Raw genomic sequence first — 24705 nt, 5'->3', positions numbered from 1 at the left:
TCGGCGGCCCCCGCTTGTCTCAGACCTGCATGATCTCGGCTTGCTTGTGCTCAAGCGCCTCGTCGACCAAGGCAATATGCTTGTCGGTGAGTTCCTGCACCGCCGATTCCCAGAATTTCTGGTCGTCTTCCGACATGCCGTCGGCCTTGGCCTTCTTGATCTGGTCCATGCCGTCGCGGCGAATATTGCGGATCGAAACCCGCGCGCTTTCGGCATATTGGCCCGCCACCTTGCCCAGTTCGCGGCGGCGCTCTTCGTTCAACTCGGGGATCGGCAGCATGATGATGGTGCCGTTCATCTGCGGATTGATACCAAGGCCGCTTTCGCGAATGGCCTTTTCCACCTTGTTCACAAGGCTTTTGTCCCAGACATTCACCGTCACCATGCGCGGCTCGGGCACGTTGACCGTGCCGACCTGGTTGATCGGCGTCATCTGGCCATAGGCCTCGACCTGCACAGGTTCCAGCATCGAGGCACTGGCCCGTCCGGTCCGCAACGACGCGAATTCCGTCCGAAGCGAGGCCATCGCCCCCTCCATCCGACGTTCCAGATCGTCTGTATCAAGGATGAATTCGTCCGACATATTACTCTGTCCTTCTTGCGGGAATTGCGTCTTTGGTCCTGTTTAGCCTTAGCTGTGCACCTTTGTATAGGTGCCCTCGCCCGCCAGAATGCCCTTGAAGCCGCCCGGCTCGTCCAGACTGAAGACGATAATCGGCAGGCTGTTGTCGCGGGCAAGCGCGATGGCGCTGGCATCCATGACGTTCAGGTGTTGGGCCAGAACCTCGTCATAGGTCACGGTATCGAACCGTTTGGCGTCGTCGTGCTTCACCGGGTCCTTGTCATAGACCCCGTCCACCTTGGTGCCCTTCAAGATCGCTTCACAGTTCATCTCGTTGGCCCGCAGGGTGGCAGCGGTATCGGTGGTGAAATAGGGGTTGCCGGTGCCGGCGGCGAAAATGCAAACGCGCTTTTTCTCAAGGTGGCGCACCGCGCGGCGGCGAATGTAAGGCTCGGCCACCTCGTCCATGCGAATGGCGCTGATCACCCGGGTGAACACGCCAAGGCCCTCAAGCGCGCTTTGCATGGCCAGGGCATTCATCACCGTCGCCAGCATCCCCATGTAATCGGCGGTGGTGCGTTCCATCCCCTGCGCGCTGCCAGCCAGCCCACGGAAAATATTGCCGCCGCCGATGACCATGCAGATCTCGACGCCCATCGCGTGCACCGTCTGCACCTCGCGCGCGATCCGTTCCACCGTCGGCGGATGCAGCCCGTACCCCTGGTCCCCCATCAAGGCTTCGCCCGAGATTTTCAGCAGAACTCGTTTGAAGGTGGTTTGCGGGGTGTGGGATTCGGACATGGGGCGCGCTCCGTTTGGGCCATCTGGCAATCGCGCGCAAAATGTCGGAAAAGCGGGACAGGTTCAATCATCTTAAGGGGTTTGAGATGCGCAAATCGTACGACTCGTACGAAACCGATCGGGACAGCCCCGATTTTCGTACGAAAATCGGGGGTCCAGCGTACGACTCGTACGAAATGCCCGGGCGCTGCGCATGATCGACCTGTCAAGCATTCCCGCCGACCGCCCCGTGCTGATTGCCGGGCCCACGGCCTCGGGCAAATCCGCCCTCGCCCTGCGCATCGCGCAAGAATCGGGCGGCGTGATCGTTAATGCCGATGCCATACAAGTCTTTGAAAACTGGCGTATTTTGACGGCCCGCCCTTCGCCCGGGGATGAATCGGCCGCGCCCCATGCGCTTTATGGCCATGTGCCTTACGACGCCGATTATTCCGTCGGCCACTGGCTGCGCGAGGTGGCGCCACGCCTCGAAACCGGCCCCCGCCCCATCATCACCGGCGGCACAGGATTGTATTTCACCGCCCTGACGGAAGGTCTGGCCGACATCCCCGCCACGCCCCCGGAAGTGCGCGAAACGGCAAATAAAATCGTTTTGGAACAAGGGGTTGATGCGCTTTTATCGGAAATTGACGAGGCCACGTTTCACCGCATCGACCGGCAAAACCCAATGCGCGTGCAACGCGCATGGGAGGTGCTGCAAACCACCGGCAGGGGCCTTGCCCACTGGCAAGACACCACCCCACCCCCGCTTTTGCCACTGTCCAACTGTACCGCCATCGTGGTCGAGGCCGACAAGGATTGGTTAACGCCTCGCATCGAACGTCGTTTCGACCAGATGCTCGACATGGGCGCGCTGGACGAGGCGCGGGCCAACCTTGATCGTTGGGACCCCACGTTGCTGTCATCCAAAGCCATTGGCGCGCCGGAATTAATCGCCCACCTTCAAGGGCTTATGCCCTTGAAGGATGCACGCGAGGCGGCCACCATCGCCACTCGCCAGTTCGCCAAACGGCAACGCACCTGGTTTCGCGCGCGCATGAAAAACTGGCACCGGCTGAATGCCGCTGAATTTTAGAAAAACCGATTTTTCATCCTGACATCGCGGTGTTTCTCTGCCAAATCTATTGAAAAGCAATCAAATCAGGCAGGCAAACCATATGACATCTCACGCGCGCATCCTCACCCTCGCACAATGGTCCGAAGGCGGTACATGGCGCGCCGAGCTTCCCCACAGTTGCACCGAACACGCGATGATCTGGATAACGCGCGGACAGGGCCGCGCCATGATCGAAGGCGTCCGGCGTGGGGTGGGCGTGCACAATGCCTTGGTCATTCCTGCCAACACCTTGTTTTCATTGGATCTTGGGAAACAGGGCTTTGGCCTTGTCTGCCTCGTGCCCGCCAATGGGCCTGTGCTGATGCCCGACACGCCACAACACCTGCGCATTCGCGACGTGCATGCCCAAAGTGAACTGACATCCATCCTCGATGCGATGCAGCGCGAGCAAAACAGCGCCCGCCCCTTCATGGACGAGGCGTTGAATGCCGAAGCCGCGCTGCTGACGGTCTGGTTGCGCCGCGCCATGATCGAACAGGGCGAAGATGCGGAAAAAATCACGGCATCCCAACGCCTTGTGACCGCCTACGCCGCCCTCGTCGAACGCGACCATGCCACCGGCAAGACCATGGCCGACTATGCTCAAGCCCTCGGGGTCACCCCCACGCACCTTACACGCACCTGCCGCGATTGCACCGGCATGACCGCCGCCGAACTGCTGACCCAACGCAGCCTGCACGCCGTGCGCGACCTTCTGGAAAACAGCGACCACCCATTCAATCGCGTCGCCGCCATGACAGGCTTCAACAGTGCGGCCTATTTCTCGCGCTTCGTCCTGCATCACACGGGCAAAACACCGTCCGAGTTGCGCAAGTCCGCCGCCGAGCGCCCGAAGATACCGGGCCTTGTAAAAAGTTGAAACTGCATCTCAGCTATAGATTTTTGAGACCCCACGTCTTATTATTCTGCAAAATTAACCACCGACCCTCGAGGCCCCCATGCCAAGCACCCGCCGCCCCGTGCATCCCGCCCTGCCCGTCCTGACCCAAGACGCATACCAGGGCCGGATCACGAGGCGCGAATTTCTGGCCCGCGCCACGGCGCTTGGGGCAACGGCCCCTGCCGCGCTGGCCCTGATCGGCGAGGCCGCACAGGCACAAGACGGCCCTGCCCCCCAACAGGGCGGCACCCTGCGAATCCAGCAAAGCGTCAAAGCCCTGCGCGACCCGCGCACCTTTGATTGGAGCGAAATGGCCAACCAGACCCGGGGCTTTCTCGAATACCTCGTGGAATACAACGGCGACGGCGCCTTTCGCGGCATGCTCCTGGAAAGCTGGGACGTCAACGACGATGCCACCCAATACATCCTGCACGTCCGCCCCGGCGTGACATGGAACAACGGCGACGCCCTGACCGCAACCGACGTCGCCCGCAACATCACCCGCTGGTGCGACAGCACCGCGCCGGGCAATTCCATGGCATCGCGCCTGACCGGGCTGACCAACCCCGCCACGGGTCAGGCCCGCGACGGCGCGATCACCGTCACCGATGACCTGACGGTGACACTGACCCTCTCGGCGCCCGATATCTCGATCATCGCGACCTTTTCGGATTACCCCGCCGCCATCCTGCACAGCAGCTACGACGGCGGTGACCCTTTCGCCCATGGCATCGGCACCGGCCCCTTTTCACCCGTGCGATTGACCGCCGGTGGAAGCTGCGTTCTGGAACGCAACACCGCCCATGACTGGTGGGGGACCGATGTCTATGGCGGGCCCTACCTTGACCGCGTGGAATTTATCGACCTCGGCACCGACCCGGCCAATTGGGTTGCCGCCGCCAAGGCCGACGAAATCGACCTGCTCTATGAAACCGTGGGCGATTTCATCGACGTGATGGACGCCACCGGCTGGACCCAAACGCGCACGGAAACCGCCGCAACCATCGTCATCCGTGGCAATCAGAACGCCGAGATGAACGGTCAAACGCCCTACGCAAGCAAGGATTTGCGGCGCGCCCTTGCCTTGGCCGTGGACAACGAAATCTGCCTTGAACTGGGCAATGCCGGACGCGGCACCGTCGCGGCCAATCACCACGTCAGCCCCGTACATCCCGCCTATGCCGATATCGGCCCGGCCGAATACGACCCCGCCAAGGCGCTGGAACTGGCCAAGGCGGCAGGCTTCGAGGACATGGTGCACGACCTCACCACCGTCGATGACGAATGGCAACGCAACACCGGCGATGCGGTCGCCGCACAGCTTGAAGACGCGGGCTTTCGCGTGCGGCGCAGTATCCTGCCCGGCGCGCGCTTCTGGGACAACTGGAAAACCTTCCCCTTCTCGGCCACGCAATGGAATCACCGCCCGCTGGATGTGCAAGTCCTGGTGCTGGCCTATCGCTCGGGCGCGGTTTGGAACGAAACCGGGGTCGCGAACATCACGCTCGATTCATTGATCGATCTGGCCATGTCGCTGCATGCCGCCGAAGATCGCCGTGATGTCATGCGTCAAATCGAAAACCTCCTCCGGGACGAGGGGCTCATCATCCAACCCTATTGGCGCGCGCTCTATAATCACCACAACGGCAGGCTCGTGAACGCCCGGAAACACCCGGCGAACGAAATACACCTCTATAAAATCGGATTTGCGGAATAGGCCCTAAAGCGTTCCGCCTTTACCCTGCGCCATCGGCGCGGGGCGGAACGCGTGCAACGATTGGGTTTCGGGGCTGCATTTCGCGAACCGCTTTAACTGCCCCAGATGATCCGCACGTAATTGCGCGTCTCTTTATAGGGTGGCACGCCGCCATATTTCTTAACCGCAGCGGGCCCGGCATTATAAGCCGCCAACGCCAGACGCCATGACCGAAAAGCGCGGTACTGCTGCGCAAGATAGCGCGCGCCGCCTTCAAGGTTTTCATAGGGGTCATGCGGATTCACCCCCAGAACCCGCGCCGTGCCGGGCATCAACTGCGCCAATCCGATGGCCCCCTTGTGCGACCGTATCGCCGGCTTCCAGCCTGATTCCTGCTGCACCAGGCGCAAAAACAGATCCTCGGGCACCCCATGGCGCCGCGCGGCATCCTTGGCCATCTGCAGGAAACGCCCCCGGTACTTGCCACTATAGGACCGGCCCGCGCCTTCGGCGCCGCCCCATTTGCTGGGTGTGCGGATTTTCTGCGGCTGCAGGCGCACCGAATTATTGTATTGCTGCTTGGCGCGCGTGTCCAAAACGCTGGTCTGGGATTTGAACAGGTTGCCACGGTTCTTCGTGGAAAGCACATCGGCCAAGGCCAGACCCGGCAGGATCAACCCAATAGCCGCAATCAAGACGGTTAAACTCCGCATAACGCTACTGTCCCCCACTTCTACTTTGCGCGAGAATATACGGCATATGGCAAAAAATGCCATGACTGTTGACAATGAATGTCTGATTTTCGGCGGACTGCCTCCGGTTTTTTGATAATTTTAACCTTCCATTTAACGCGCTGCGGTGATGTAAACACGCAAACACTGCTCATGAACTCAACGAAGGGGGCTCCGGATGGCCGGTTCAGTCAACAAGGTAATTCTCATCGGCAATCTCGGCCGCGACCCCGAGGTGCGCACATTCCAAAACGGCGGCAAGGTGTGCAACCTGCGCATCGCCACCTCGGAAAACTGGAAAGACCGCAACACCGGCGAACGCCGCGAGCGGACCGAATGGCACACCGTGGCCATCTTCAACGAAGCACTGGTGCGGCTGGCCGAACAATACCTGCGCAAAGGCTCCAAGGTCTATATCGAGGGCAAGCTTGAAACCCGCAAATGGCAGGACCAGTCGGGGCAGGATCGCTACTCGACCGAAGTTGTCCTGCGCCCCTACGCCGGTGAAATGACCTTTCTCGACAGTCGCGATAGCGGCGGTGGCGGCGGCAACTACGGCGGCGGTGGCCAAGGCGGCTATGGCGGCGATTACGGGGGCGACTATGGCGGCGGCCCGTCGCAAGGCCAGCCCCAGGGCGGCCCCTCGCGCGATATCGACGACGAAATCCCGTTCTGATCGGCCTGACGCCTTGATGATCAAAGCCCCGCCACGCTGGCGGGGTTTTCGTTTTACCGGCCAAGGCCTTTCGAAAGGCCTTGGCCCGCGCGATTTCCCGGACTGCGCGTAATCGCCTTGCAAGGCGATTGCCCAACGCGCGTCGCCGCGCCTTACCACATCCAATCCACCACGCTCAGGATCACACCAACCGGCACCGCCAGCCCAAGCGCCAGCAAGAACGCCGCCCATGGCGTCGGGCGGGGTGCCGGTGCATGGACCCCGAGGATTCGCTTTGCCGGTTTTGTCATGGGGGTATTAACCACCTTTTAAAGCGTTTCGCGAAAAACCTGAATCACAGATTTTCGCGAAACGCAGTGCTCGGCTCAATCGTGGCACGCGTTCCGCCTTTCGCTGATGCCTCAGGTTAAAGGCGGAACGCTTTAGGTATCCGCAGGGTTAATCACGGGTATGGAGTTCACCCTCACCGCCCCCGGCCCTGAAACGCCCGCCGATGCGCCTTTGCACCAAAGCCCGGTTTATGGGCAGGCCATGGCCCGGCTTGGCGCGCAGGTGCGGGTGCTTTGCATCCACGAGGGCGGCACCTGTCTGGCGCAGGCTCAAATCTTCTCGCGCCGCGTCATGGGCCTGCCCCTGCATTGGCTGCCGCGTGGCCCCGTCTGGGCGGGCGATGTCCCAGCCACCCAACACTCCCCCCTCCTCGCACAGCTTCCACAAGCCAAGGGCCTGCGCGGGATCTGGCTTGCCACCCCCGACGATATGAAAGCCACTGCGGCCTACACCCGCCTTGGCTATCGTGCCTTGCTCACCCCGCAGCATGTGGCCGAGCTTTCGCTTCATCGCGATCCGGCTATCATGCGCGCACGCATGCACGGCAAATGGCGCAATCGCCTGCGCCGGGCCGAGGACGCGGGCCTGCATGTCACTCACCGGCCCTTCGATCCGGGGCGTGACGCCCCGCTGCTTGACCTGGAAAGAACACAGCGCAAGCACCGACGCTATACCGACCTGCAGCCAAGCTTCGTTTCGTATTGGTCGCAAACCGCCCCAAAGGCCACCCGGCTTTTCCAGCTTCGCGATGGCAAGCGGCCCCTTGCCGTCATGATCTTCCTGCTGCACGGATGGCGCGCCACCTATCAAATCGGCTGGCGCGATCTGCGAAACGCCCCACCTTCGGCGCATCACCTGCTTCTCTGGCAGGCCGCCGAATACCTTGCCTCGAAAGGTTTTCGCCAACTCGATCTCGGCACTATCGACACCGAAACCGCCCCGGGCCTCGCCCATTTCAAACTCGGCAGTGGTGGGCGCGCACGCCCGCTTGGCCCCAGCCTCCTGCGCCTGCCCTGCGCAAGAATACCTCTGGCAATTCGCCGCGCTGCGGTATAGGCGGCACCCAACCATACTTGAGGAACGCCATCCATGGACCTGCGCAACATCGCAATCATCGCCCACGTCGACCACGGCAAAACCACGCTGGTCGACGAATTGCTCAAACAATCCGGGGCCTTCCGGGCCAATCAGGCCGTCGATGAACGCGCCATGGACAGCAACGACCTGGAACGCGAACGCGGCATCACCATCCTTGCCAAGGCCACCAGCGTCGAATGGAAAACCACCCGTATCAACATCGTCGACACCCCCGGCCACGCCGATTTCGGCGGCGAGGTCGAGCGGATTCTTAGCATGGTCGACGGTGTTGTCCTGCTGGTCGATGCCGCCGAAGGCCCCATGCCGCAGACCAAGTTCGTGACCTCCAAGGCGCTGGCCCTTGGCCTGCGCCCCATCGTGGTGCTCAACAAGGTCGACAAACCCGATGCCGAACCCGACCGCGCGCTTGACGAATGTTTTGACCTCTTTGCAAACCTCGGCGCCAACGACGACCAGCTTGATTTCCCGCATATGTACGCCTCGGGCCGCTCCGGCTGGGCCGATCACGAGCTGGACGGCCCACGCAAGGACTTGACCGCGCTCTTCGACTTGATCGTCAACCACGTCCCCGCCCCCAAGCAGATCGCCCGCGAAGACGATGACTTCCGCATGCTGGCAACGACGCTGAGCGCGGACCCCTTCGTTGGCCGTATCCTGACGGGCCGTGTCGAATCCGGCCGCCTCAAGGTGGGTCAGACCGTTCAGGCCCTCAGCCGCGTGGGCCAGAAAATCGAACAGTTCCGGGTAACGAAAATCCAGGCGTTCCGCGGCCTTGGCCAACAGGACATCGACGAGGCCGTCGCAGGCGATATCGTCAGCATCGCGGGCATGTCCAAGGCCACCGTGGCCGATACGATATGCGCCCTGGCGGTCGATGAACCGATTGAAGCCCAACCCATCGACCCGCCCACCATCACCGTCACCTTCGGGATCAACGACAGCCCGCTGGCGGGCCGCGACGGCAAGAAGGTACAAAGCCGCGTCATCCGCGAACGCCTGATGAAAGAGGCCGAATCCAACGTCGCCATCCGCATCACCGACACCCCCGGCGGCGAAGCCTTCGAGGTTGCAGGGCGTGGCGAATTGCAGATGGGCGTCCTGATCGAAAACATGCGCCGCGAAGGGTTCGAGCTTAGCATCTCGCGGCCGCAGGTTCTGTTCCGCGAAGGCGAAAACGGCGAGCGGCTGGAACCCGTTGAAGAAGTGACCATCGACGTCGATGATGATTACTCGGGCGCGGTGATCGAAAAGATCACCGGCGCGCGCAAGGGTGAATTGGTCGAGATGAAACCGGCGGGCGCGGGCAAGACCCGGATCATCGCCCATGTCCCCTCGCGTGGCCTCATTGGCTATCAGGGTGAATTCCTGACCGATACGCGCGGCACGGGCGTGTTGAACCGGGTGTTCCTCGATTGGACCCCGCACAAAGGCCCGATCCCGGGCCGCCGGGCCGGAGTTCTGATCTCGATGGAAAACGGCGACTCCGTCGCATTCGCTCTTTGGAACCTCGAAGACCGGGGCAAGATGTTCATCGGCGCGCAGGAAAAGGTTTACCAAGGCATGATCATCGGCGAACACAGCCGCGAAAACGACCTTGAGGTGAACCCCCTGAAGGGCAAGAAGCTGACCAACGTGCGCGCCTCGGGCAGTGACGAGGCCGTACGCCTGACAACCCCTGTCACTCTCAGCCTTGAAGAGGCGATTGCCTATATCGACGACGATGAACTGGTCGAAGTGACACCCAATGCCATTCGCCTGCGCAAACGCCACCTTGACCCGCACGAGCGTAAGCGCGCGGCCAAATCCGGCTAAGGGGCAATCTCGATCCGGTCAATGACCTCAAGCCCGCCGCCATCCGTGCGGCGGGTCACGATGATCTCGCCCGAACTGGCCCCCTGCCCGGTCAGTGCGTCGATATTGACGAAATGCGACACCAGCAAAAGCCGCTGGTCATTCGGACGCGCCGCGATTGCTTCAAGGGTTTTCTGACGCTGCGCAGCCCTGTCACCGCGCCCCGCAAAATGCGAGTTGATTGGCGGGAATTCCCTGACCTCGCCCATATCCAGCAATGTCGCCGTGTCCTTGGAGCGGCACCACTGACTGCTCCAGACCGCGTCGAATTCCACCCCCGCCGCGCGCATCATGTCACCTATGCGCCGTGCCTGCGCGCGGCCACGGTCATCAAGGTTGCGCTGCGTGCTGCAATCATCGACATCAAAATTCGCCGGATCGCCGGTACCGGGCGCAAGCGCGTGGCGCATCAGGGCCACGACACCGGGCTGCTTGAGCGACGAAAAATCCTGCGCAACGGCCCAAGCCGGCCAAAGCGCCATGACTGCCAAAAGGATTAAACGCATGATCCTGACCTCCTGTATCCACAAAAGATTAGGGCCAGGGTCAGCGAAGGCCAGTGTTACTCGCTCGTTTCCACGATCACCAGCTCCCGCTCCGAGGCGCCGCGCGCATGGCTCAGCGCCTCCTGGTACTCGGGGCTGTGGTAACAGGTCTCGGCGGCCTCCACGCTTGGGAATTTCGCCACCACGTTGCGCGGCCGCTCCTTGCCCTCAAGCTGCACATAGCGCCCGCCACGCGCGATGAACGCCCCGCCATGCTTGGCAATCGCGGGCCCGGCCAGCTTGGCATAGCGGCCATAGGCCTCCTCGTCGGTGACGGTCACATGGGCGATCCAGAGTGCTGGCATGGCTTATCCCTCCAATACGGCTTCGGCGGCCTTGATGGCGGCCTCGGCGTTGCCCGCGTCGCGGCCCCCGCCCTGCGCCATGTCCGGGCGGCCCCCGCCGCCCTTGCCGCCCAGTTCAGGCACCGCCGCCTTGACCAGATCAACCGCCGATACCCTGTCGGTCAAATCCTCGGTCACGCCCGCGGCCACGGCCGCCTTACCGCCCGCGTCGGCGATCAGCAATACAGCCCCCGAACCAAGCCGCGACTTGTGCTCGTCGATCAGCGCGGGAAGGTCCTTGCCCGAAACACCCGAAAGCACTTGGGCCAGGAATTTCACGCCGCCAATCTCCTTGGCCTCGGGGCCATCGCCCTGCCCGGCACCGCCGGCCATGGCCAATTCGCGCCGCAACTGCGCCACCTCGTTGGCCAGCGCCTTGCGCTCGTCCATCAGGGATTTCACCCGGTCGACAACATCCTCGGGCCTGGTCTTCAATTCCCCGGCCAGCGCCTCGACCCGGTGCGCCTGATCGCTCAGGTAGTAAAACGCCGCTTGCCCGGTCAGGGCCTCGATGCGCCGCACCCCGGCGCTTGACGCTTGGTCGGCCACAACCACGAAAACACCAATGTCGCCAGTCTGGCGCACATGCGTGCCACCGCAAAGTTCAATCGAATAGGTCCGCCCATCCAGCCCCTTGCCCGAGCCATCCTGAAGCCCCATCGACACAACCCGCACCTCTTCGCCGTATTTCTCGCCAAACAAGGCCTGCGCGCCCAATTCGCGCGCATCGTCCGGCGCCATGATCCGGGTCTCCACCGGCGCATTCTGGCGGATGTAGTCGTTCACTTCGGTCTGAACCTGCTGCAACTCCTCCGCCGTCAGGGCCTTGGAGTGGCTGAAATCGAACCGCAACCGGTCCTGCGCATTAAGCGAACCGCGCTGCGCCACGTGATCCCCAAGCGCATGGCGCAGGGCCTCGTGCAACAGGTGCGTGGCCGAGTGATTGGCGCGAATGGCCGTGCGGCGGGCATGATCCACCTCCAGCTGCGCGGCCTGCCCGGGGGCAATCTCGCCCTCTTCGATGGTCGCGAAATGGATGAAAACTCCGGCCACCTTCCTGGTGTCGGAGATCCGCGCGCGACCGGCGTCGGTTTTCAACGTGCCGCTATCCCCGACCTGGCCGCCGGCTTCCGCATAAAACGGCGTCTGGTTCAGGACGATCTGCACCTCGTCCCCCTTGGTCGCGGCCTTCACTTCGGCCCCATCCTTGACAAGCGCCAGGATCTGCCCTTCGGCAACCTCGGTATCATAGCCCAGGAAATCGGTTGTGCCCTTGGCGTCGTCTTCGGCGATATCGAACCAGATCGCCGCATCCGCCGCCTCGCCCGAGCCCGACCACGCCGCGCGTGCCTTGGCCTTCTGCTCGGCCATGGCCGCCTCGAAACCGCTCACATCCACCTCGCGGCCCTTCTCGCGCAGGGCATCCTGCGTCAGGTCCAGCGGGAAACCGTATGTGTCATAGAGCTTGAACGCCGCTTCGCCCGGCAGGGCCGAACCATCGGGCAGCTTGCCCAACTCGTCGTCCAACAGGCGCAAACCACGGTCCAGGGTCTGCTTGAACTTGGTCTCTTCCAGTTTCAGGGTTTCCTCGATCAAAGGCTGCGCCCGGCCCAACTCGGGAAAGGCCTGCCCCATCTGCGCCACGAGGTTCGGCACCAGCTGGTGCATCACCGGGTCTTTCGCGCCCAGCAAATGCGCGTGCCGCATCGCGCGCCGCATGATCCGACGCAGGACATACCCCCGCCCCTCGTTCGAGGGCATCACCCCATCGGCAATCAGGAACGAGGTCGAGCGCAGGTGATCCGCGATCACCCGGTGGTGCACATTACCCGGGCCGTCGGGGTCTTGGCTGGTCACATGGGCGCTCGCCTCGATAAGGGCGCGCATCAGGTCGGTGTCGTAATTGTCATGCTTGCCCTGCAACAGCGCGCCGATCCGCTCCAGCCCCATGCCGGTATCGATCGACTGCATGTCGAGCGCCCGCATGCTGCCATCGTCGAACCGCTCGTTCTGCATGAAAACAAGGTTCCAGATCTCGATGAACCGGTCGCCGTCCTCATCCGCACTGCCCGGAGGGCCGCCCCAGATTTCGGGCCCGTGGTCATAGAAAATCTCGGTACACGGCCCGCAAGGCCCCGTCGCCCCCATGGACCAGAAGTTATCGTCGCTGTTGATCCGAATGATCCGGTCGTCCGACAGCCCCGCGTATTTTTTCCAGATATCGGCGGCCTCGTCATCGGTATGGAACACCGTGACCAGCAATTTGTCCTTGTTCAGGCCGAACTCCTTGGTCAGCAAATCCCATGCAAAGGCGATCGCCTCTTCCTTGAAGTAATCCCCGAAGGAAAAATTGCCCATCATCTCGAAAAACGTATGATGCCGCGCGGTATAGCCGACGTTGTCCAGGTCGTTGTGCTTGCCGCCCGCCCGCACGCATTTCTGGCTGGTGGTCGCACGCGTGTAATCGCGATGCTCGACCCCGGTGAACAGGTTCTTGAACTGAACCATGCCCGAGTTGGTGAACATCAGCGTCGGGTCGTTGCGCGGCACCAGCGGGGAACTTTCGACGATCTGGTGGTCGTTCTGGTCAAAGAAGTTCAGGAAGGTCGAGCGGATTTCATTGAGCGTCGGCATCGGCGGGTCTCTTTTTCGGGCAATATTGCAGGCGTTTCGCAGATGTAGCCATGCGCGCGGGCGGTGTCCACAGCAAGAAAAAGGCCCGCGGCGCGGATGCCACGGGCCTTTGCAGGAAATTCATGCGCCGCCGGGGGATCAGGCCTCGACGATATCCTCGTCCTCGCCGCCCTCGGGCATGTCGAATTCAAGTCCGTGCGCCGCGCGAATCTTGTCCTCGATCTCCAGCGCCATCTTGGTGTTTTCCTTCAGGAAGGTCTTGGCATTTTCGCGCCCCTGCCCGATGCGCTCATCACCGTAGCTGAACCAGCTGCCGGATTTTTCGACCACGCCGGCCTTCACGCCAAGGTCCAGCAATTCGCCCATCTTCGAGATACCCTCGCCATACATGATGTCGAATTCCACCTGCTTGAAGGGCGGCGCCACCTTGTTCTTGACCACCTTGACCCGCGTGGCGTTACCCACCACCTCGTCGCGATCCTTGAGCGATCCGATGCGGCGAATGTCCAACCGAACCGAGCTGTAGAATTTCAAGGCATTGCCGCCAGTGGTGGTTTCCGGGCTGCCGAACATCACGCCGATCTTCATGCGAATCTGGTTGATGAAGATCACCGTGCATTTGCTGCGGCTGATCGAGCCGGTCAGCTTACGCATGGCCTGGCTCATCAACCGGGCCTGAACGCCCACGTTGCTGTCGCCCATGTCGCCTTCGAGTTCCGACTTCGGCGTCAGCGCGGCCACCGAATCGACCACCACCATGCTTACCGCGCCGGACCGCACCAGCGTATCCACGATTTCCAGCGATTGCTCCCCGGTGTCGGGCTGCGAGATCAAAAGCTCGTCCAGATCGACACCCAGCTTCTTGGCATAAATCGGGTCAAGCGCATGTTCAGCATCGACAAAGGCGCACACCCCGCCTTTCTTCTGTTCCTCGGCCACGCAATGCAGGGTCAGCGTGGTTTTGCCCGAGCTTTCAGGCCCGTAAATCTCGACGATGCGGCCCTTCGGCAGGCCGCCGATGCCAAGCGCGATGTCCAGGCCCAGCGACCCGGTCGATGTGGCCTCGATATCGGCAACCGGATTGTCCGACCCCATCTTCATGATCGAGCCCTTGCCGAATTGCCGTTCGATCTGCGCCAGCGCGCTGTCCAGCGCCTTCTGTTTGTCCGCGTTCTTCTTGCTATCCATGGTCAAAAGATCTGCCGTTGCCATTATCCTGATCCCTTATTTCACACCCGCTGCCGGGCGGCAATCGCTGCCTTCGTTCACCTCTTGTTCCGCAATCTATGCAGACAAAAAGAGAACATTTCAAGAAAATTGTTCACATCCAGAGTTTTTGCCATATGGGTTAAAGAGTGGTTACCGAAGGCGTATTCACCTCGAAAATTCCTGTAGAAGGCTCAAAATGCTCGTATTTGCCCAAGCCAAGCTGGTGTTCCTGTCGGTGCCCAAGACCGGCACCACCGCCTATCAGGCCGCGCTTGCCCCCATGGCCGACATGGTGGTGCGCAATCCGCCCGAACTCAAGCACGCGCCGGTCTTTCGCTACAACCGATTCTTCCGGCCCGCGCTTGAGAAATTCTGCGGCGAAGGGTTCGACGTTCTGGCCGTGATCCGCGACCCCATCGACTGGCTCGGAAGCTGGTACAGATACCGCCAGCGCCCCGGCATGGAAGGCGCCAGGAACGCCACGCACGACATCAGCTTCGATGACTTCGCCCTTGCCTACATGCAGGGCAAACGCCCGCCTTTTGCCGAAGTGGGCTCGCAGGCCAAATTCGTCGAGCCGTGCAACAACGGCACCCGCGCCACGCACCTTTTCCGCTACGAAGATCAGGACGGGTTGCACACTTTCCTCGCGGACCGTCTGGGACACAGCTTTGAAACCAGGCGCCTCAACGAATCGCCCCCCGGCGCGCCCGAACTATCGCCGGGCGTCGAAAAGCGGCTGCGCCGCAAATGCGCGCATGAATTCGCGCTTTGGGACGGTATCGGCGAGGCCGGGCATTATTCCCCGATCGAGGTCTGGGATCCATCGAAAGCCTGATCATCCTGACGGTATGACCCGACCCGGCGCCACAATCGCGCGGCTTGGCGTCGTTCAGCCGCGGAAACCCCTTCACTGGTCGGAATTCCCTTCGGCAGCCGCGGCCCCCGGCGCCGGGCTTTCCAGGGGCATTTGCCGCTGAACCGTTTCGGTCAACTCGTTTAACGAAAACGGCTTGGGCAGGAAGGTCGAATTGGGAATATCCGCCTGCACGTCGCCAAAGGAGTCCTTGGCATAGCCAGACATAAAAACCACCCGTGTTTCGGGCCGCGTCTCAATGGCTTTATGCACCCAGCCGGGCCCATCCAGCCCCGGCATGATCACATCGGTCACGAAAACGTCGATCCGGGTGGTCTCATCTTGCAAAATCTCCAGCGCCGCTTCGCCGGAATCGGCTTCGACTACGGTGAACCCGCGCATTTGCAAAGCGCGGCTGGCAAAGGCGCGCACCGGGGCTTCGTCCTCGACCAGCAGGACAACACCGCATTTTTGAAACTGCGGCGCGTCATCGCTCGGCGGGTCGATCGCAACGCTCTTGGCCGCTGGCTCCCATGCAGGCAGCACCAGCATGAAACAGGTCCCCTCCCCCGGCGTGCTATCGGCAAAGATGAATCCGCCGGTCTGCTTGATGATGCCATAGGCGGTCGACAGGCCAAGGCCCGTCCCCTCGCCGGTGCGCTTGGTGGTAAAGAACGGCTCGAACACCTTTTGCAGCTTGTCCGGCGCGATACCCACGCCATCGTCACGTACCGAAACCTTGACGTAGCGGCCCGGCGCCACCACGGCCCGGTCGCGATGCCAGGGCGTTTCCAGCGTCAGGTTTTCCGTCCCGATCTGGATGGTACCGCCATCGGGCATGGCATCGCGCGCGTTGACAACAAGGTTCATCAACACCTGTTCCAGTTGCCGCTTGTCCGCGCGGGTCTGCCACAGTTGCGGATCGTGGCTGACATCCAGCGTGATCTTCTCGCCGACCAAACGGCCCAGAAGATGGGTCAGGTCCGACAGCACCTCGCGCAGATCAAGTTGCTCAGGCTGCAGGGTCTGCTTGCGTGAATAGGCCAAAAGCTGGCCAACAAGCGCTGCGGCGCGATTGGCGTTCTGATTGATCTGCATGAGGTCGCTGAAATCCTCGTCGCCCTCATCGTGGCGGGCCAAAAGCAGGTCACAATGGCCGCTGATCGCCGTCAGCAGGTTGTTGAAGTCATGCGCCACACCGCCCGCCAATTGCCCGATCGCCTGCATCTTCTGGCTTTGCACGAATTGCGCCTCAAGCGATTTAAGCTTGGTGGCATCGTTCAATACCGCCACCAGAACGGTTTCGCCCGCCTCGGTCAGCCGGTTAAGCGTGACCTGAACATAGGTTTCCTGCGTCTGGCTTTTGACCTTGAGAACCTCGCTGTGCTGGGCACCGCGCCCCGACGCGGCCTCCTCCAGCCAATCGCGTAGCGAACGGCCCAGCCCCTCGACGATCTCGCCCAGTTCAACACCGGTGCAGCTGTCCACCCCCAGAAGGGCGCGCGCCGGCGCGTTGGACAACTGGATTTCACCGGTGCGCCGCACCTTCAGCAATGGCACCGGCAATTCATCCACGAATTCCCATCCTTCGGGGCCGCGCTCGGTCGCAGCGATATCCGACAGAAGGAAAATCTCGCGCCGGCCCGCGGTGCCCTCCAATTCGACCGCCAGACAGGGCACAAGACCTTCGCGGGTGCTGATCTCGTTCACCTGCCCCGAGCGCAAGGGAAGACGCGGGCAAACCCGATCGAGCGATCTGACGCGTTCCCCCACAAGGGCGCGCGCGGCATTGTTCATGAACAAGATCGCATCGTTGCGCCCGACCGTCAGCATCGGCAGCGGAAGTTCCCCTGTCCCGCCGCGGGCCTGTTCCGAGGCCTGTTCGATGCGCCACAGGAAACTCTCCGCCCCGGCATCGTGCACGTGAAGCCGCAAAAGCCCGCCCTGCGTCAGGATATCCTCACTGGCCGTCGCCTTGGCCTTGGCACGGGTTTTCATGCGGAAAAGAACGGGGCCCGGATTGGCCAAAACGCCCTGCAGCATCCCGGCCAGCGTGCCCTCCCCGTCACAGCGAAAACCGGTACAGGCGGCCTCGTTGGCATAGATCACCCGGCCATCGTGCCCGGTCAGGATAAGCGGCGCGGAATCCTTGCCCAACAGCATCGCCAGGTCCCGCTTACGCGCCTGGCCGATGCGCCCGGCGATCCAGTTGCCCAAGATCACGCCCCCGGCCGTCAAGGCCAAGGTCGCCGCGACAAATGCGAAAATCAGGCGCTCCTGCGCCCCTTGGTACAACAGGGCCGACAGGGCAAACACCGCCGCCGCGGCCAAGATCAAGGGCACGCGGGCCTGCAATTCGGTCCTTGCCCGCCGAACGGGCGTGGTTGTGAAACTTGAAAACGTCACCGTCGCATTCCGTTGTCGCAGGTCTCTCCTTGTGGGGGAAAAACCTTAAACACAGATTAATGCATGCACGGCTATCGTAAAGGTTGTTTTTCAACCGCCCTATCGCGCAAGAATTGCCAGAAAAAAGCCATCCCCCTGCGCCGACACGGGCCAACGGTACTGCCCCTCGGTCCGCCATGCGGGATTGCGCGACAGGAATTCCGACACTTGCGCTTCGTTTTCTTCGCGAAACACCGAACACGTCGCATAAGCCAGCCGCCCACCATCGGCCACAAGCGCCGCCGCCTCGTCCAAGATTCCGGCCTGTGTCTTGGTCAATCCGGCCAATCCTTCGGGCGTCAGCCGCCACTTGGCATCCGGCGTCCGCCGCCATGTGCCGCTGCCCGAACAGGGCACATCGCACAGCACAAGATCGTAAGGCCCGGTGCCCGCAGCCCCCTTCAAAAGCGTGACGTTCACCCCCGCCCGCCCGGCCCGGGCGGGCAGGTCGCGCATCCGTTGCGGGGCCGCGTCATGGGCAAACCACCGTGCCTCGGCACTTGCCGCCATGGCCAGCGTTTTGCCGCCGCCCCCGGCGCAATAATCCAGAACACGGGCCCCCTTGGGCACGGCCAGCCGTTCCATCGCGGCCTGGCTCGACCCGTCCTGCAATTCGACCAATCCCTCGCGATAGGCCCGCGATCCGGCCACCCGCCGCGCGCCCTCATGCACCATAAGGGCGGTCCCTGATATCTCGGCAGGCGTGGCGTCAACGCCCTCTTCGGCCAAGGCCGCCATGGCCGACGCGCCCGTGGCCTTGCGCAGGTTCACCCGCAATACCACCGGTGCGCGCTCTGTCAGGGCCTTCGCCGTATCGCCCCAGGCCTCGCCAAGCGCGCCCTCGAAACAGGGGATCATCCAATCGGACAGATCAAAGCGATCGCCCAAAGCCTCGGGCACGTGCCCCGCGGCGCGCTCCGCTTCGCTCAAGGCGCTTGGCGCGTGCCCCTCCCCGGTAAACACCTCCGCAGGATCACGCCCCTCGGCCCGCAAGGCCCCAAGCATCAACGCCCGGCCCGTCTGCGCCCCACCAAGACAAGCATAGGACCGCCGACAGCGCAGCGCCTGAAAGACATGATCGCGCACCGCCGCACGGTCCTTGGACCCGGCAAAGCGCGACCGCCGCGCCCAGCCGGTCAAGGCCTTCTCGGCCGCCACACCGCCAAGGATCTCGTCCAGAATCTCGGCCGCGGCCTGCACCCGTGCGCCGGGGGTCACCGGCGCTTATCCACGGCGGTAATTGGGGCTTTCATTGGTGATCTGCACATCGTGCACATGGCTTTCGCTAAGGCCCGCGTTGGTGATCCGCACGAAATCACAGCCCTTGCGCATCTCGTCCACCGTACCACAGCCGGTATAGCCCATGGCGGCGCGCAAACCGCCCACCAATTGGTGGATCACGTTGCCAGCGGCCCCCTTGTAAGGCACTTGCCCCTCGATCCCTTCCGGCACCAGCTTGTCACTGGCCGCGTCCTTCTGGAAATAGCGGTCGGCACTGCCGCGCGCCATGGCGCCAAGACTGCCCATCCCGCGATAGGCCTTAAAGCTGCGGCCCTGATACAGGATCATGTCGCCGGGCGACTCGTCGGTACCGGCCAGCATGCTGCCCACCATGGCGCAAGACGCCCCGGCGGCAATCGCCTTGGCAAAATCGCCCGAGAACTTGATGCCCCCATCGGCAATCACCGGCACATCGCCCGCCGCCGCCGCACAATCCATGATCGCGGTCAGTTGCGGCACGCCGACACCGGCCACCATGCGCGTCGTGCAGATACTGCCCGGGCCGATACCCACCTTGATGGCATCGGCACCGGCCCCGATCAGCGCCTTGGTCGCCTCCGCCGTGGCCACGTTCCCGGCCACGACCTGCACCTCGTTCGACAGCGCCTTGGCGCGCTCAACGGCGGCGGCAACCCCTTCGGAATGGCCATGCGCGGTGTCGATCACCACCATATCAACGCCCGCATCCACCAAGGCCTGAGTACGCTCGAACCCCGCGTCCCCCACGGTCGAAGCCGCGGCAACCCGCAACCGGCCCAACTCATCCTTGCAGGCCGTCGGGTTGACCACGGCCTGCTCGGTATCCTTCAACGTCAGCAGACCGGTCAGCTTACCCGCCTTGTCCGTCACCAGAAGCTTCTCGATCCGCCGCGCGCGCATCAAATCCTTGGCTTCCTCCCGATCCGCCGGTTCGCGCAGTATGGCAAGGTTCTCGCTGGTCATCATCACATGCACCGGCGTGTCATCCGACGAGGCAAAGCGCATATCGCGGTTGGTCACGATCCCCACCACGTGGCCCTTGTCATCCACCACCGGGAAGCCGGTAAAGTTGTACCGCTCGATCAACGCCTTGGCATCGGCCAGCGTCTGGTCGGGTGTCAGGGTCACCGGGTTATAGACGATCCCGCTTTCAAAGCGCTTCACCCGGCGCACCTCGCGGGCCTGCTCTTCCACGGTCAGGTTGCGGTGGACCACGCCCATGCCGCCGGTCTGCGCCATGCAGATCGCCATGCGGCTTTCGGTCACCGTATCCATGGCCGAACTGAGCAGGGGAATGTTCAGATCAATGCTTTTCGTCACACGCGTCCGCGTATCCGCCGTATTTGGCAGCACACTGGACTTGGCAGGTACCAAAAGAACATCATCGAAGGTCAGGGCCTCACGAATCTCCATCAGCTCACTCCTTGGCCGGGATCGTTTGGCGCTTCCCTATTACATGGGACGGCGTGAATGGAAAGGGGCGATTGTCGCCACAGCGCGCAGAGGTCGCAGATGGGCAGGGAAATGCAGGCGCGCGCCCTACCTGCCCCGTCGCCTTGGCATGTGGCCAATGCCCAAACCGCCCGGCGCTGATGGGCGTACTAGACCTTTACGGCGCAGGGCGGGTTTGCGCCCACTTTGACCGATGTTACGTATTGTAAGAATGGCGGTTATCGCCAACCAATGGATGTAGTAGCGTCGAAGCTCACTCTTCGTGGGAATCTCGGGGCTTGCACCTACCAAAACTTAATAGTGAAAGTATTTGAACGATGCATTTTTTCGTCGAAAAACCGGTTTCAGCTTTTGCGCCAAATCCAAGCAGTATCAAACGCCCGTCACGTTTTGGCGCGATAATCGGGTTATTCATTCTTTCGTGCGCGTTATTCGTATCTGCCTTCGCTCCCATTGTTGCGCCATTTGATCCGAACGTAGGTGTCGCACCGGCGTTTTCATCTGCGGATGAAAAGTTCTTGTTGGGAACTGATAAACTGGGCCGAGATAACCTTTCAAGATTGACCTATGGCCTCAGAAACCTAGTCTGGATTGCGTCGGCGACAGCCTTGCTTTCGATCACCATTGGACTTTTTGCGAGCGTCACCGCCATGTTGCTTGGTGGATGGGCGAAAAATGCGCTCTTCGTGCTTGCGCATGCATTCTCCACACTGCCTGCATTGTTCTGGGGATTGTTCTTTGGAGCGTTGTGGTACACTCCTTCCAGCCTGAGCTTAATCTTAGCAATGACCATACCGTTTTCTGGACGTGTTTTTCGCTTCTGCAGCAGCGAAACCATGGCAACGGCGCTCGAAAGCGCACATACCGCATCGAAATCAGGTTCAGTGTTGTTATGGTTTCGCGTTACGGGCAAGGTCATGCGGCGGGAACGTGCTTTTCTCGCGGCGATGGTTGGGATTATCTTTAACGCAGCGATACTGGTGGACTTTACTCTTTCTTTTTTGGGTCTGGGAATTCAGCCGCCACACGCTTCTTTGGGACGGTTTTTCCCTGAAAACGTCCACCTCATAACATTTGGAGACCTTAGTCCCGTAGTTCCATTTGTGATCGTGATCCCGCTGGTATTGTCGGTCTTCATATTGATCGACTATGTGTTGAGACGTACGGGGCGCAAATTGGTCCCGAGTATCAGAACACATGGACCTGTCTGGGACCTTCAGCGGTAGAACTTATAAAGCGGACACTCGCCCAGCCTGCGGCGACGGCAGCTTCGTCCCGCAAGCCCGATATCCCCCAAGACCTCACACAAAAACCAAGCTAAACCGCGTGGCCACCATGCCCCGGGCTTGACCCGGGGCCTCGTTCCGGCTCCAACTCGTCACAACAGCGTAACGCCCGGAGGACCGTATGACCAAACCCACCTTGGCAAAAGGCCTCGCCATGGCCCTCTCCCTCGCCGCCCCGCCCGCCTTGGCCGACACCCCCGAAGGCTACTACGCCTCCGGCTGGCCCATAGCCCTGGCCGAGGCCGCCTGCGATGGCGATGAGGCCTGCCTCACGCAACTGGCCGATTGCGGCCCCGGCGCCACCGATTGCATCGCGGGCGTGGCGCTCTGCACCTTCAGCAGCGAAAGCGATTTCACCTTCACCGGGGCCTGCCGCAGCGACGTGATAACCTCTCGGCACGGCAAGGCCCTGCGCGCCACCCTTCCAAGTGGCGAGGTTCTCACCCTGTTTCTCCCCAACCAGGGCACGGCGGCGCTCAATGGCCGGATGGCCGAGCGCCTGTCGGATCACTGCGTCAGAACCTTCCAGGACAACCTGAGCTTCTGCGCCCGGCCCCTGACCACCGAAGCCGATTTCAACCTCTGGCGACAGGAGACCGGACAATGACCAAACACGGATACGAAACCGGACGGCTCGACCTGCCCTTCGTCGGCATCCCGACCTTCGGCAAACGCTCCTATGTTTCCGACTGGTCGCTGATCGATGCCGATATCGCCATCCTTGGCGCGCCCTTCGATGCGGGCACCCAATGGCGCCCGGGCGCGCGCTTCGGCCCGCGCGGCGTACGCGAGGCCTCCACCCTTTTCAGCTTCGGCCATGCCGGTGCCTATGATCACGAGGATGACGCGACCTACCTGCCCGGCTCGGTTCGCATGGTCGATATCGGCGACGCCGATATCATCCACACCGATACCAAGACCTCCCACGCCAATATCGAAAAGGGCCTGCGCGCCATCCTGAATGCAGGCGCCCTGCCCGTCACCATCGGCGGCGATCACTCGGTCAATATCCCCTGCATCAATGCTTTCGACAATCAGGGCGATATCCACATCCTGCAAATCGACGCGCATCTCGATTTCGTCGATGAACGCCACGGCGTCCGCCACGGCCACGGTAACCCGATGCGCCGCGCCGCCGAAAAACCTTACGTCACCGGCCTCACCCAACTGGGCATCCGAAACGTCAGCTCCACCGCCAAGGACGGCTATGACGACGCCCGCGCCCGCGGCTCGGATATCCTTTCGGTCCGGCAAATGCGCGCCTTGGGGCCGCAGGCCACCGCAAACCGCATCCCCAAGGGCGCCCGCGTCTATGTCACCATCGATATCGACGCCTTCTGCCCCTCCATCGCCCCCGGCACCGGCACGCCCAGCCACGGCGGCTTTCTTTACTACGAGGTGCTGGAAGTCCTGCAAGAGGTCGCCCAAAATCACGAGGTGGTGGGCCTCGACCTCGTCGAGGTTGCCCCCGATTACGACCCCACGGGATCAACCTCCATCCTCGCAGCCCAGCTTTTGCTGAACGTTCTGGGCTTCGTCTTCCTCGCGCGGGGGCATTGAACAGCCGCTACCGCTGTCAAGCCACTGCCTAAAGCGTTCCGCCTTTAACCTGATGCATCATCGAAAGGCGGAACGCGTGCAACGATTGAGCGGAGCACTGCGTTTCGCGAAAATCTGTGATTCAGGTTTTTCGCGAAACGCTTTAGGGGGAAACGGCCAGGTGCGGCGATCATCCCGCGGCGGACCCAGCTAGAGGCGATGAGGACAGTCAGACCGAACAGTCATGTTGGTTGATCCAAGCGACCCAAGTGCGGGACGAAGCGGAGATTGCACTAGCCGCGCATCGGCGGGCCGTGGTGCGGCGATCTAACCTTTGAACAGTTCACTTTATCCCGGCCACTGGCGCGTGACCTTTAAGCCTTGTGCCCTTACTAGCCCAATCGCCGTGCCGAGGGACGGCCCGGCGATGCGCGGCGGCGCGTGCCGCGCCTTGATTCCGCGCGGGAGCTTCGCGATCGAATCTTAAACAAGGGCTCCCATCCGGCATTCGCCGCAAGCTGTACGAACGGCGGCTTTGCGGAACTGAGCCCAACTTTGCACCAGCTATCCCCTGCGCAAAGCTGCCGTTCAACAGCGCGTCTGTTCGATGCCCAAGACAATGCCGAACCTCAACCCAAGTCGACCGCTGCACAGGCGAGGTGACATAGGCGTTCTTGCTCCCGTCAGTAATTCCCGGCCACGTACTTGGCAATCGCCGCCCCGCGCGAATTCACGTCCAGCTTCTGGTAAATCGCCTTGAGGTAATATTTCACCGTGTTCTCGCTCAGGCCCAGCCGCGCGGAAATCTGGAAATTGGTCAACCCATCCACCAAAAGCGCCAATATCTCATGCTCGCGCCGCGACAGCGCATCGGTGTTCTCCGAGGTCAGCCGCTTGAGAATCTCCGTCGGCACGATCGAATGCCCCTCCACCAGCTTACCCAGAATCTTCGGCAGGCTGGTCAGGATCTGGCTCATCATGCAAACCGAATTGGCACCCTGCTTGATCGCGGTGCGGATAAAGGCGAACTCGCTGTCCTCAGCGACGACAACCACCATGACCTGCGGATAATCCTTGCGCACCATATCCAGCACATGGGTCAAATCCCCATCCGCCAGCCGCACCCCCAGGATCAGGATCGACACGCCTTCGGCCCCCGACAACAGTTTCCTGAGGCTTGCCTTATCCGTGGCAAAAGCCCCCAAAGTCACCTCGGGTATCTGCGATACAAGCGATCCAATGCCCTGACAAACGATCACCTGCCTATCTGCAACGATCACCTGCGGGGCATCTCTCGCGACACTGTCAACAGGCGTCGCCGTCATGATCTTGGTCTCCTCCATCCGGAAAGTGTACACCAAGACAGGGCAATTCCCACGTTGCGAATTGCGAC

The 24705-nt window shown here is 61.9% G+C and carries 22 protein-coding genes; 10 read left to right on the top strand and 12 right to left on the bottom strand.

The features are described from left to right. Positions 1 to 19 precede the first annotated feature (19 nt). Positions 20 to 583, bottom strand: a complete 564-nt coding sequence (gene frr / locus RBB32_RS16865; protein ID WP_306154380.1) for a ribosome recycling factor — start codon at positions 581 to 583, stop codon at positions 20 to 22. Positions 584 to 631: 48 nt separating this feature from the next. After that, entirely contained in the window at positions 632 to 1363 is a 732-nt protein-coding gene (gene pyrH / locus RBB32_RS16860) for a UMP kinase (RefSeq protein WP_306154379.1), read from the bottom strand. A gap of 193 nt (positions 1364 to 1556) precedes the next feature. Here pyrH and miaA point away from each other — a divergent pair, with 193 nt between their 5' ends. From miaA to RBB32_RS16845, 3 genes are all read left to right on the top strand, one after another. Then, on the top strand, positions 1557 to 2438 hold the full coding sequence (miaA, locus tag RBB32_RS16855; RefSeq protein ID WP_306154378.1) for a tRNA (adenosine(37)-N6)-dimethylallyltransferase MiaA: 882 nt from the start codon (positions 1557 to 1559) through the stop codon (positions 2436 to 2438). An 82-nt stretch (positions 2439 to 2520) separates the two neighbouring features. Next, complete coding sequence (locus tag RBB32_RS16850; protein WP_306154377.1) at positions 2521 to 3339, top strand: AraC family transcriptional regulator; 819 nt, start codon at positions 2521 to 2523, stop codon at positions 3337 to 3339. 79 nt (positions 3340 to 3418) lie between these two features. Continuing rightward, complete coding sequence (locus tag RBB32_RS16845) at positions 3419 to 5077, top strand: ABC transporter substrate-binding protein (RefSeq protein WP_306154376.1); 1659 nt, start codon at positions 3419 to 3421, stop codon at positions 5075 to 5077. Positions 5078 to 5169: 92 nt separating this feature from the next. On the opposite strand, the gene RBB32_RS16840 is transcribed toward RBB32_RS16845, so the two are convergent. Continuing rightward, positions 5170 to 5769 (bottom strand): lytic transglycosylase domain-containing protein, encoded by a 600-nt coding sequence (locus RBB32_RS16840; RefSeq protein WP_306154375.1) that lies wholly within the window; start codon positions 5767 to 5769, stop codon positions 5170 to 5172. Positions 5770 to 5965: 196 nt separating this feature from the next. Between RBB32_RS16840 and ssb the strand changes: the two genes are divergently transcribed. Beyond that, positions 5966 to 6463 carry a single-stranded DNA-binding protein gene (gene ssb / locus RBB32_RS16835; protein ID WP_306154374.1) on the top strand — a complete coding sequence of 166 codons (498 nt, stop codon included), beginning with the start codon at positions 5966 to 5968 and terminating at the stop codon, positions 6461 to 6463. Positions 6464 to 6615: 152 nt separating this feature from the next. Here ssb and RBB32_RS16830 read toward each other — a convergent pair whose 3' ends face one another. Beyond that, a complete protein-coding gene (locus RBB32_RS16830; protein ID WP_306154373.1) occupies positions 6616 to 6753 on the bottom strand; it encodes a hypothetical protein in 138 nt (45 codons plus the stop codon). Positions 6754 to 6913: 160 nt separating this feature from the next. Here RBB32_RS16830 and RBB32_RS16825 point away from each other — a divergent pair, with 160 nt between their 5' ends. Together RBB32_RS16825 and typA are read left to right on the top strand one after the other, a co-directional pair. Beyond that, on the top strand, positions 6914 to 7849 hold the full coding sequence (locus RBB32_RS16825) for a GNAT family N-acetyltransferase (protein ID WP_306154372.1): 936 nt from the start codon (positions 6914 to 6916) through the stop codon (positions 7847 to 7849). A 33-nt stretch (positions 7850 to 7882) separates the two neighbouring features. Further along, a complete protein-coding gene (gene typA, locus RBB32_RS16820) occupies positions 7883 to 9703 on the top strand; it encodes a translational GTPase TypA (protein WP_306154371.1) in 1821 nt (606 codons plus the stop codon). On the opposite strand, the gene RBB32_RS16815 is transcribed toward typA, so the two are convergent. From RBB32_RS16815 to recA, 4 genes are all read right to left on the bottom strand, one after another. Then, positions 9700 to 10248: a histidine phosphatase family protein gene (locus RBB32_RS16815; RefSeq protein WP_306154370.1), complete on the bottom strand. Its 549-nt coding sequence runs from the start codon at positions 10246 to 10248 to the stop codon at positions 9700 to 9702. The genes typA and RBB32_RS16815 overlap by 4 nt on opposite strands. A 56-nt stretch (positions 10249 to 10304) precedes the next feature. Continuing rightward, the gene (locus RBB32_RS16810; protein WP_306154369.1) at positions 10305 to 10592 is read right to left on the bottom strand and encodes a DUF1330 domain-containing protein; all 288 of its coding nucleotides are present in this window, start codon (positions 10590 to 10592) and stop codon (positions 10305 to 10307) included. Positions 10593 to 10595: 3 nt separating this feature from the next. Further along, complete coding sequence (gene alaS, locus RBB32_RS16805; protein ID WP_306154368.1) at positions 10596 to 13265, bottom strand: alanine--tRNA ligase; 2670 nt, start codon at positions 13263 to 13265, stop codon at positions 10596 to 10598. Between the two features lie 138 nt (positions 13266 to 13403). Then, positions 13404 to 14477, bottom strand: a complete 1074-nt coding sequence (recA, locus tag RBB32_RS16800) for a recombinase RecA (protein WP_154154626.1) — start codon at positions 14475 to 14477, stop codon at positions 13404 to 13406. A gap of 193 nt (positions 14478 to 14670) precedes the next feature. On the opposite strand from recA, the gene RBB32_RS16795 reads away from it, so the two are divergent. After that, positions 14671 to 15312 carry a gamma-glutamyl kinase gene (locus tag RBB32_RS16795; protein WP_306154367.1) on the top strand — a complete coding sequence of 214 codons (642 nt, stop codon included), beginning with the start codon at positions 14671 to 14673 and terminating at the stop codon, positions 15310 to 15312. A gap of 72 nt (positions 15313 to 15384) precedes the next feature. On the opposite strand, the gene RBB32_RS16790 is transcribed toward RBB32_RS16795, so the two are convergent. The 3 genes from RBB32_RS16790 to guaB form a co-directional block, all read right to left on the bottom strand. Beyond that, the gene (locus RBB32_RS16790) at positions 15385 to 17736 is read right to left on the bottom strand and encodes an ATP-binding protein (protein ID WP_306154366.1); all 2352 of its coding nucleotides are present in this window, start codon (positions 17734 to 17736) and stop codon (positions 15385 to 15387) included. A gap of 99 nt (positions 17737 to 17835) precedes the next feature. After that, on the bottom strand, positions 17836 to 18993 hold the full coding sequence (locus RBB32_RS16785; RefSeq protein WP_306154365.1) for an RsmB/NOP family class I SAM-dependent RNA methyltransferase: 1158 nt from the start codon (positions 18991 to 18993) through the stop codon (positions 17836 to 17838). 6 nt (positions 18994 to 18999) lie between these two features. Continuing rightward, on the bottom strand, positions 19000 to 20448 hold the full coding sequence (gene guaB / locus RBB32_RS16780; RefSeq protein ID WP_306154364.1) for an IMP dehydrogenase: 1449 nt from the start codon (positions 20446 to 20448) through the stop codon (positions 19000 to 19002). A 356-nt stretch (positions 20449 to 20804) separates the two neighbouring features. On the opposite strand from guaB, the gene RBB32_RS16775 reads away from it, so the two are divergent. The 3 genes from RBB32_RS16775 (at position 20805) to speB (ending at position 23333) form a co-directional block, all read left to right on the top strand. Then, positions 20805 to 21713 (top strand): ABC transporter permease, encoded by a 909-nt coding sequence (locus RBB32_RS16775; RefSeq protein ID WP_306154363.1) that lies wholly within the window; start codon positions 20805 to 20807, stop codon positions 21711 to 21713. Between the two features lie 181 nt (positions 21714 to 21894). Further along, complete coding sequence (locus RBB32_RS16770) at positions 21895 to 22380, top strand: hypothetical protein (protein ID WP_306154362.1); 486 nt, start codon at positions 21895 to 21897, stop codon at positions 22378 to 22380. Continuing rightward, positions 22377 to 23333 carry an agmatinase gene (speB, locus tag RBB32_RS16765; RefSeq protein ID WP_306154361.1) on the top strand — a complete coding sequence of 319 codons (957 nt, stop codon included), beginning with the start codon at positions 22377 to 22379 and terminating at the stop codon, positions 23331 to 23333. The genes RBB32_RS16770 and speB overlap by 4 nt, the downstream gene beginning before the upstream one ends. 662 nt (positions 23334 to 23995) lie before the next feature. On the opposite strand, the gene RBB32_RS16760 is transcribed toward speB, so the two are convergent. Beyond that, the gene (locus tag RBB32_RS16760) at positions 23996 to 24637 is read right to left on the bottom strand and encodes a response regulator transcription factor (protein ID WP_306154360.1); all 642 of its coding nucleotides are present in this window, start codon (positions 24635 to 24637) and stop codon (positions 23996 to 23998) included. Positions 24638 to 24705: the final 68 nt, after the last annotated feature.

This window comes from Roseovarius sp. MMSF_3281 (assembly GCF_030733685.1).
GTDB lineage: Bacteria > Pseudomonadota > Alphaproteobacteria > Rhodobacterales > Rhodobacteraceae > Roseovarius.
This window is presented reverse-complemented; position numbering and strand designations above follow the sequence as displayed.

Coding starts and splice junctions, on each gene's coding strand:
- frr (WP_306154380.1), bottom strand. CDS start 583: ATGTCGGACGAATTCATCCTTGATACAGACGATCTGGAACGTCGGATG.
- pyrH (WP_306154379.1), bottom strand. CDS start 1,363: ATGTCCGAATCCCACACCCCGCAAACCACCTTCAAACGAGTTCTGCTG.
- miaA (WP_306154378.1), top strand. CDS start 1,557: ATGATCGACCTGTCAAGCATTCCCGCCGACCGCCCCGTGCTGATTGCC.
- RBB32_RS16850 (WP_306154377.1), top strand. CDS start 2,521: ATGACATCTCACGCGCGCATCCTCACCCTCGCACAATGGTCCGAAGGC.
- RBB32_RS16845 (WP_306154376.1), top strand. CDS start 3,419: ATGCCAAGCACCCGCCGCCCCGTGCATCCCGCCCTGCCCGTCCTGACC.
- RBB32_RS16840 (WP_306154375.1), bottom strand. CDS start 5,769: ATGCGGAGTTTAACCGTCTTGATTGCGGCTATTGGGTTGATCCTGCCG.
- ssb (WP_306154374.1), top strand. CDS start 5,966: ATGGCCGGTTCAGTCAACAAGGTAATTCTCATCGGCAATCTCGGCCGC.
- RBB32_RS16830 (WP_306154373.1), bottom strand. CDS start 6,753: ATGACAAAACCGGCAAAGCGAATCCTCGGGGTCCATGCACCGGCACCC.
- RBB32_RS16825 (WP_306154372.1), top strand. CDS start 6,914: ATGGAGTTCACCCTCACCGCCCCCGGCCCTGAAACGCCCGCCGATGCG.
- typA (WP_306154371.1), top strand. CDS start 7,883: ATGGACCTGCGCAACATCGCAATCATCGCCCACGTCGACCACGGCAAA.
- RBB32_RS16815 (WP_306154370.1), bottom strand. CDS start 10,248: ATGCGTTTAATCCTTTTGGCAGTCATGGCGCTTTGGCCGGCTTGGGCC.
- RBB32_RS16810 (WP_306154369.1), bottom strand. CDS start 10,592: ATGCCAGCACTCTGGATCGCCCATGTGACCGTCACCGACGAGGAGGCC.
- alaS (WP_306154368.1), bottom strand. CDS start 13,265: ATGCCGACGCTCAATGAAATCCGCTCGACCTTCCTGAACTTCTTTGAC.
- recA (WP_154154626.1), bottom strand. CDS start 14,477: ATGGCAACGGCAGATCTTTTGACCATGGATAGCAAGAAGAACGCGGAC.
- RBB32_RS16795 (WP_306154367.1), top strand. CDS start 14,671: ATGCTCGTATTTGCCCAAGCCAAGCTGGTGTTCCTGTCGGTGCCCAAG.
- guaB (WP_306154364.1), bottom strand. CDS start 20,448: ATGGAGATTCGTGAGGCCCTGACCTTCGATGATGTTCTTTTGGTACCT.
- RBB32_RS16775 (WP_306154363.1), top strand. CDS start 20,805: ATGCATTTTTTCGTCGAAAAACCGGTTTCAGCTTTTGCGCCAAATCCA.
- RBB32_RS16770 (WP_306154362.1), top strand. CDS start 21,895: ATGACCAAACCCACCTTGGCAAAAGGCCTCGCCATGGCCCTCTCCCTC.
- speB (WP_306154361.1), top strand. CDS start 22,377: ATGACCAAACACGGATACGAAACCGGACGGCTCGACCTGCCCTTCGTC.
- RBB32_RS16760 (WP_306154360.1), bottom strand. CDS start 24,637: ATGACGGCGACGCCTGTTGACAGTGTCGCGAGAGATGCCCCGCAGGTG.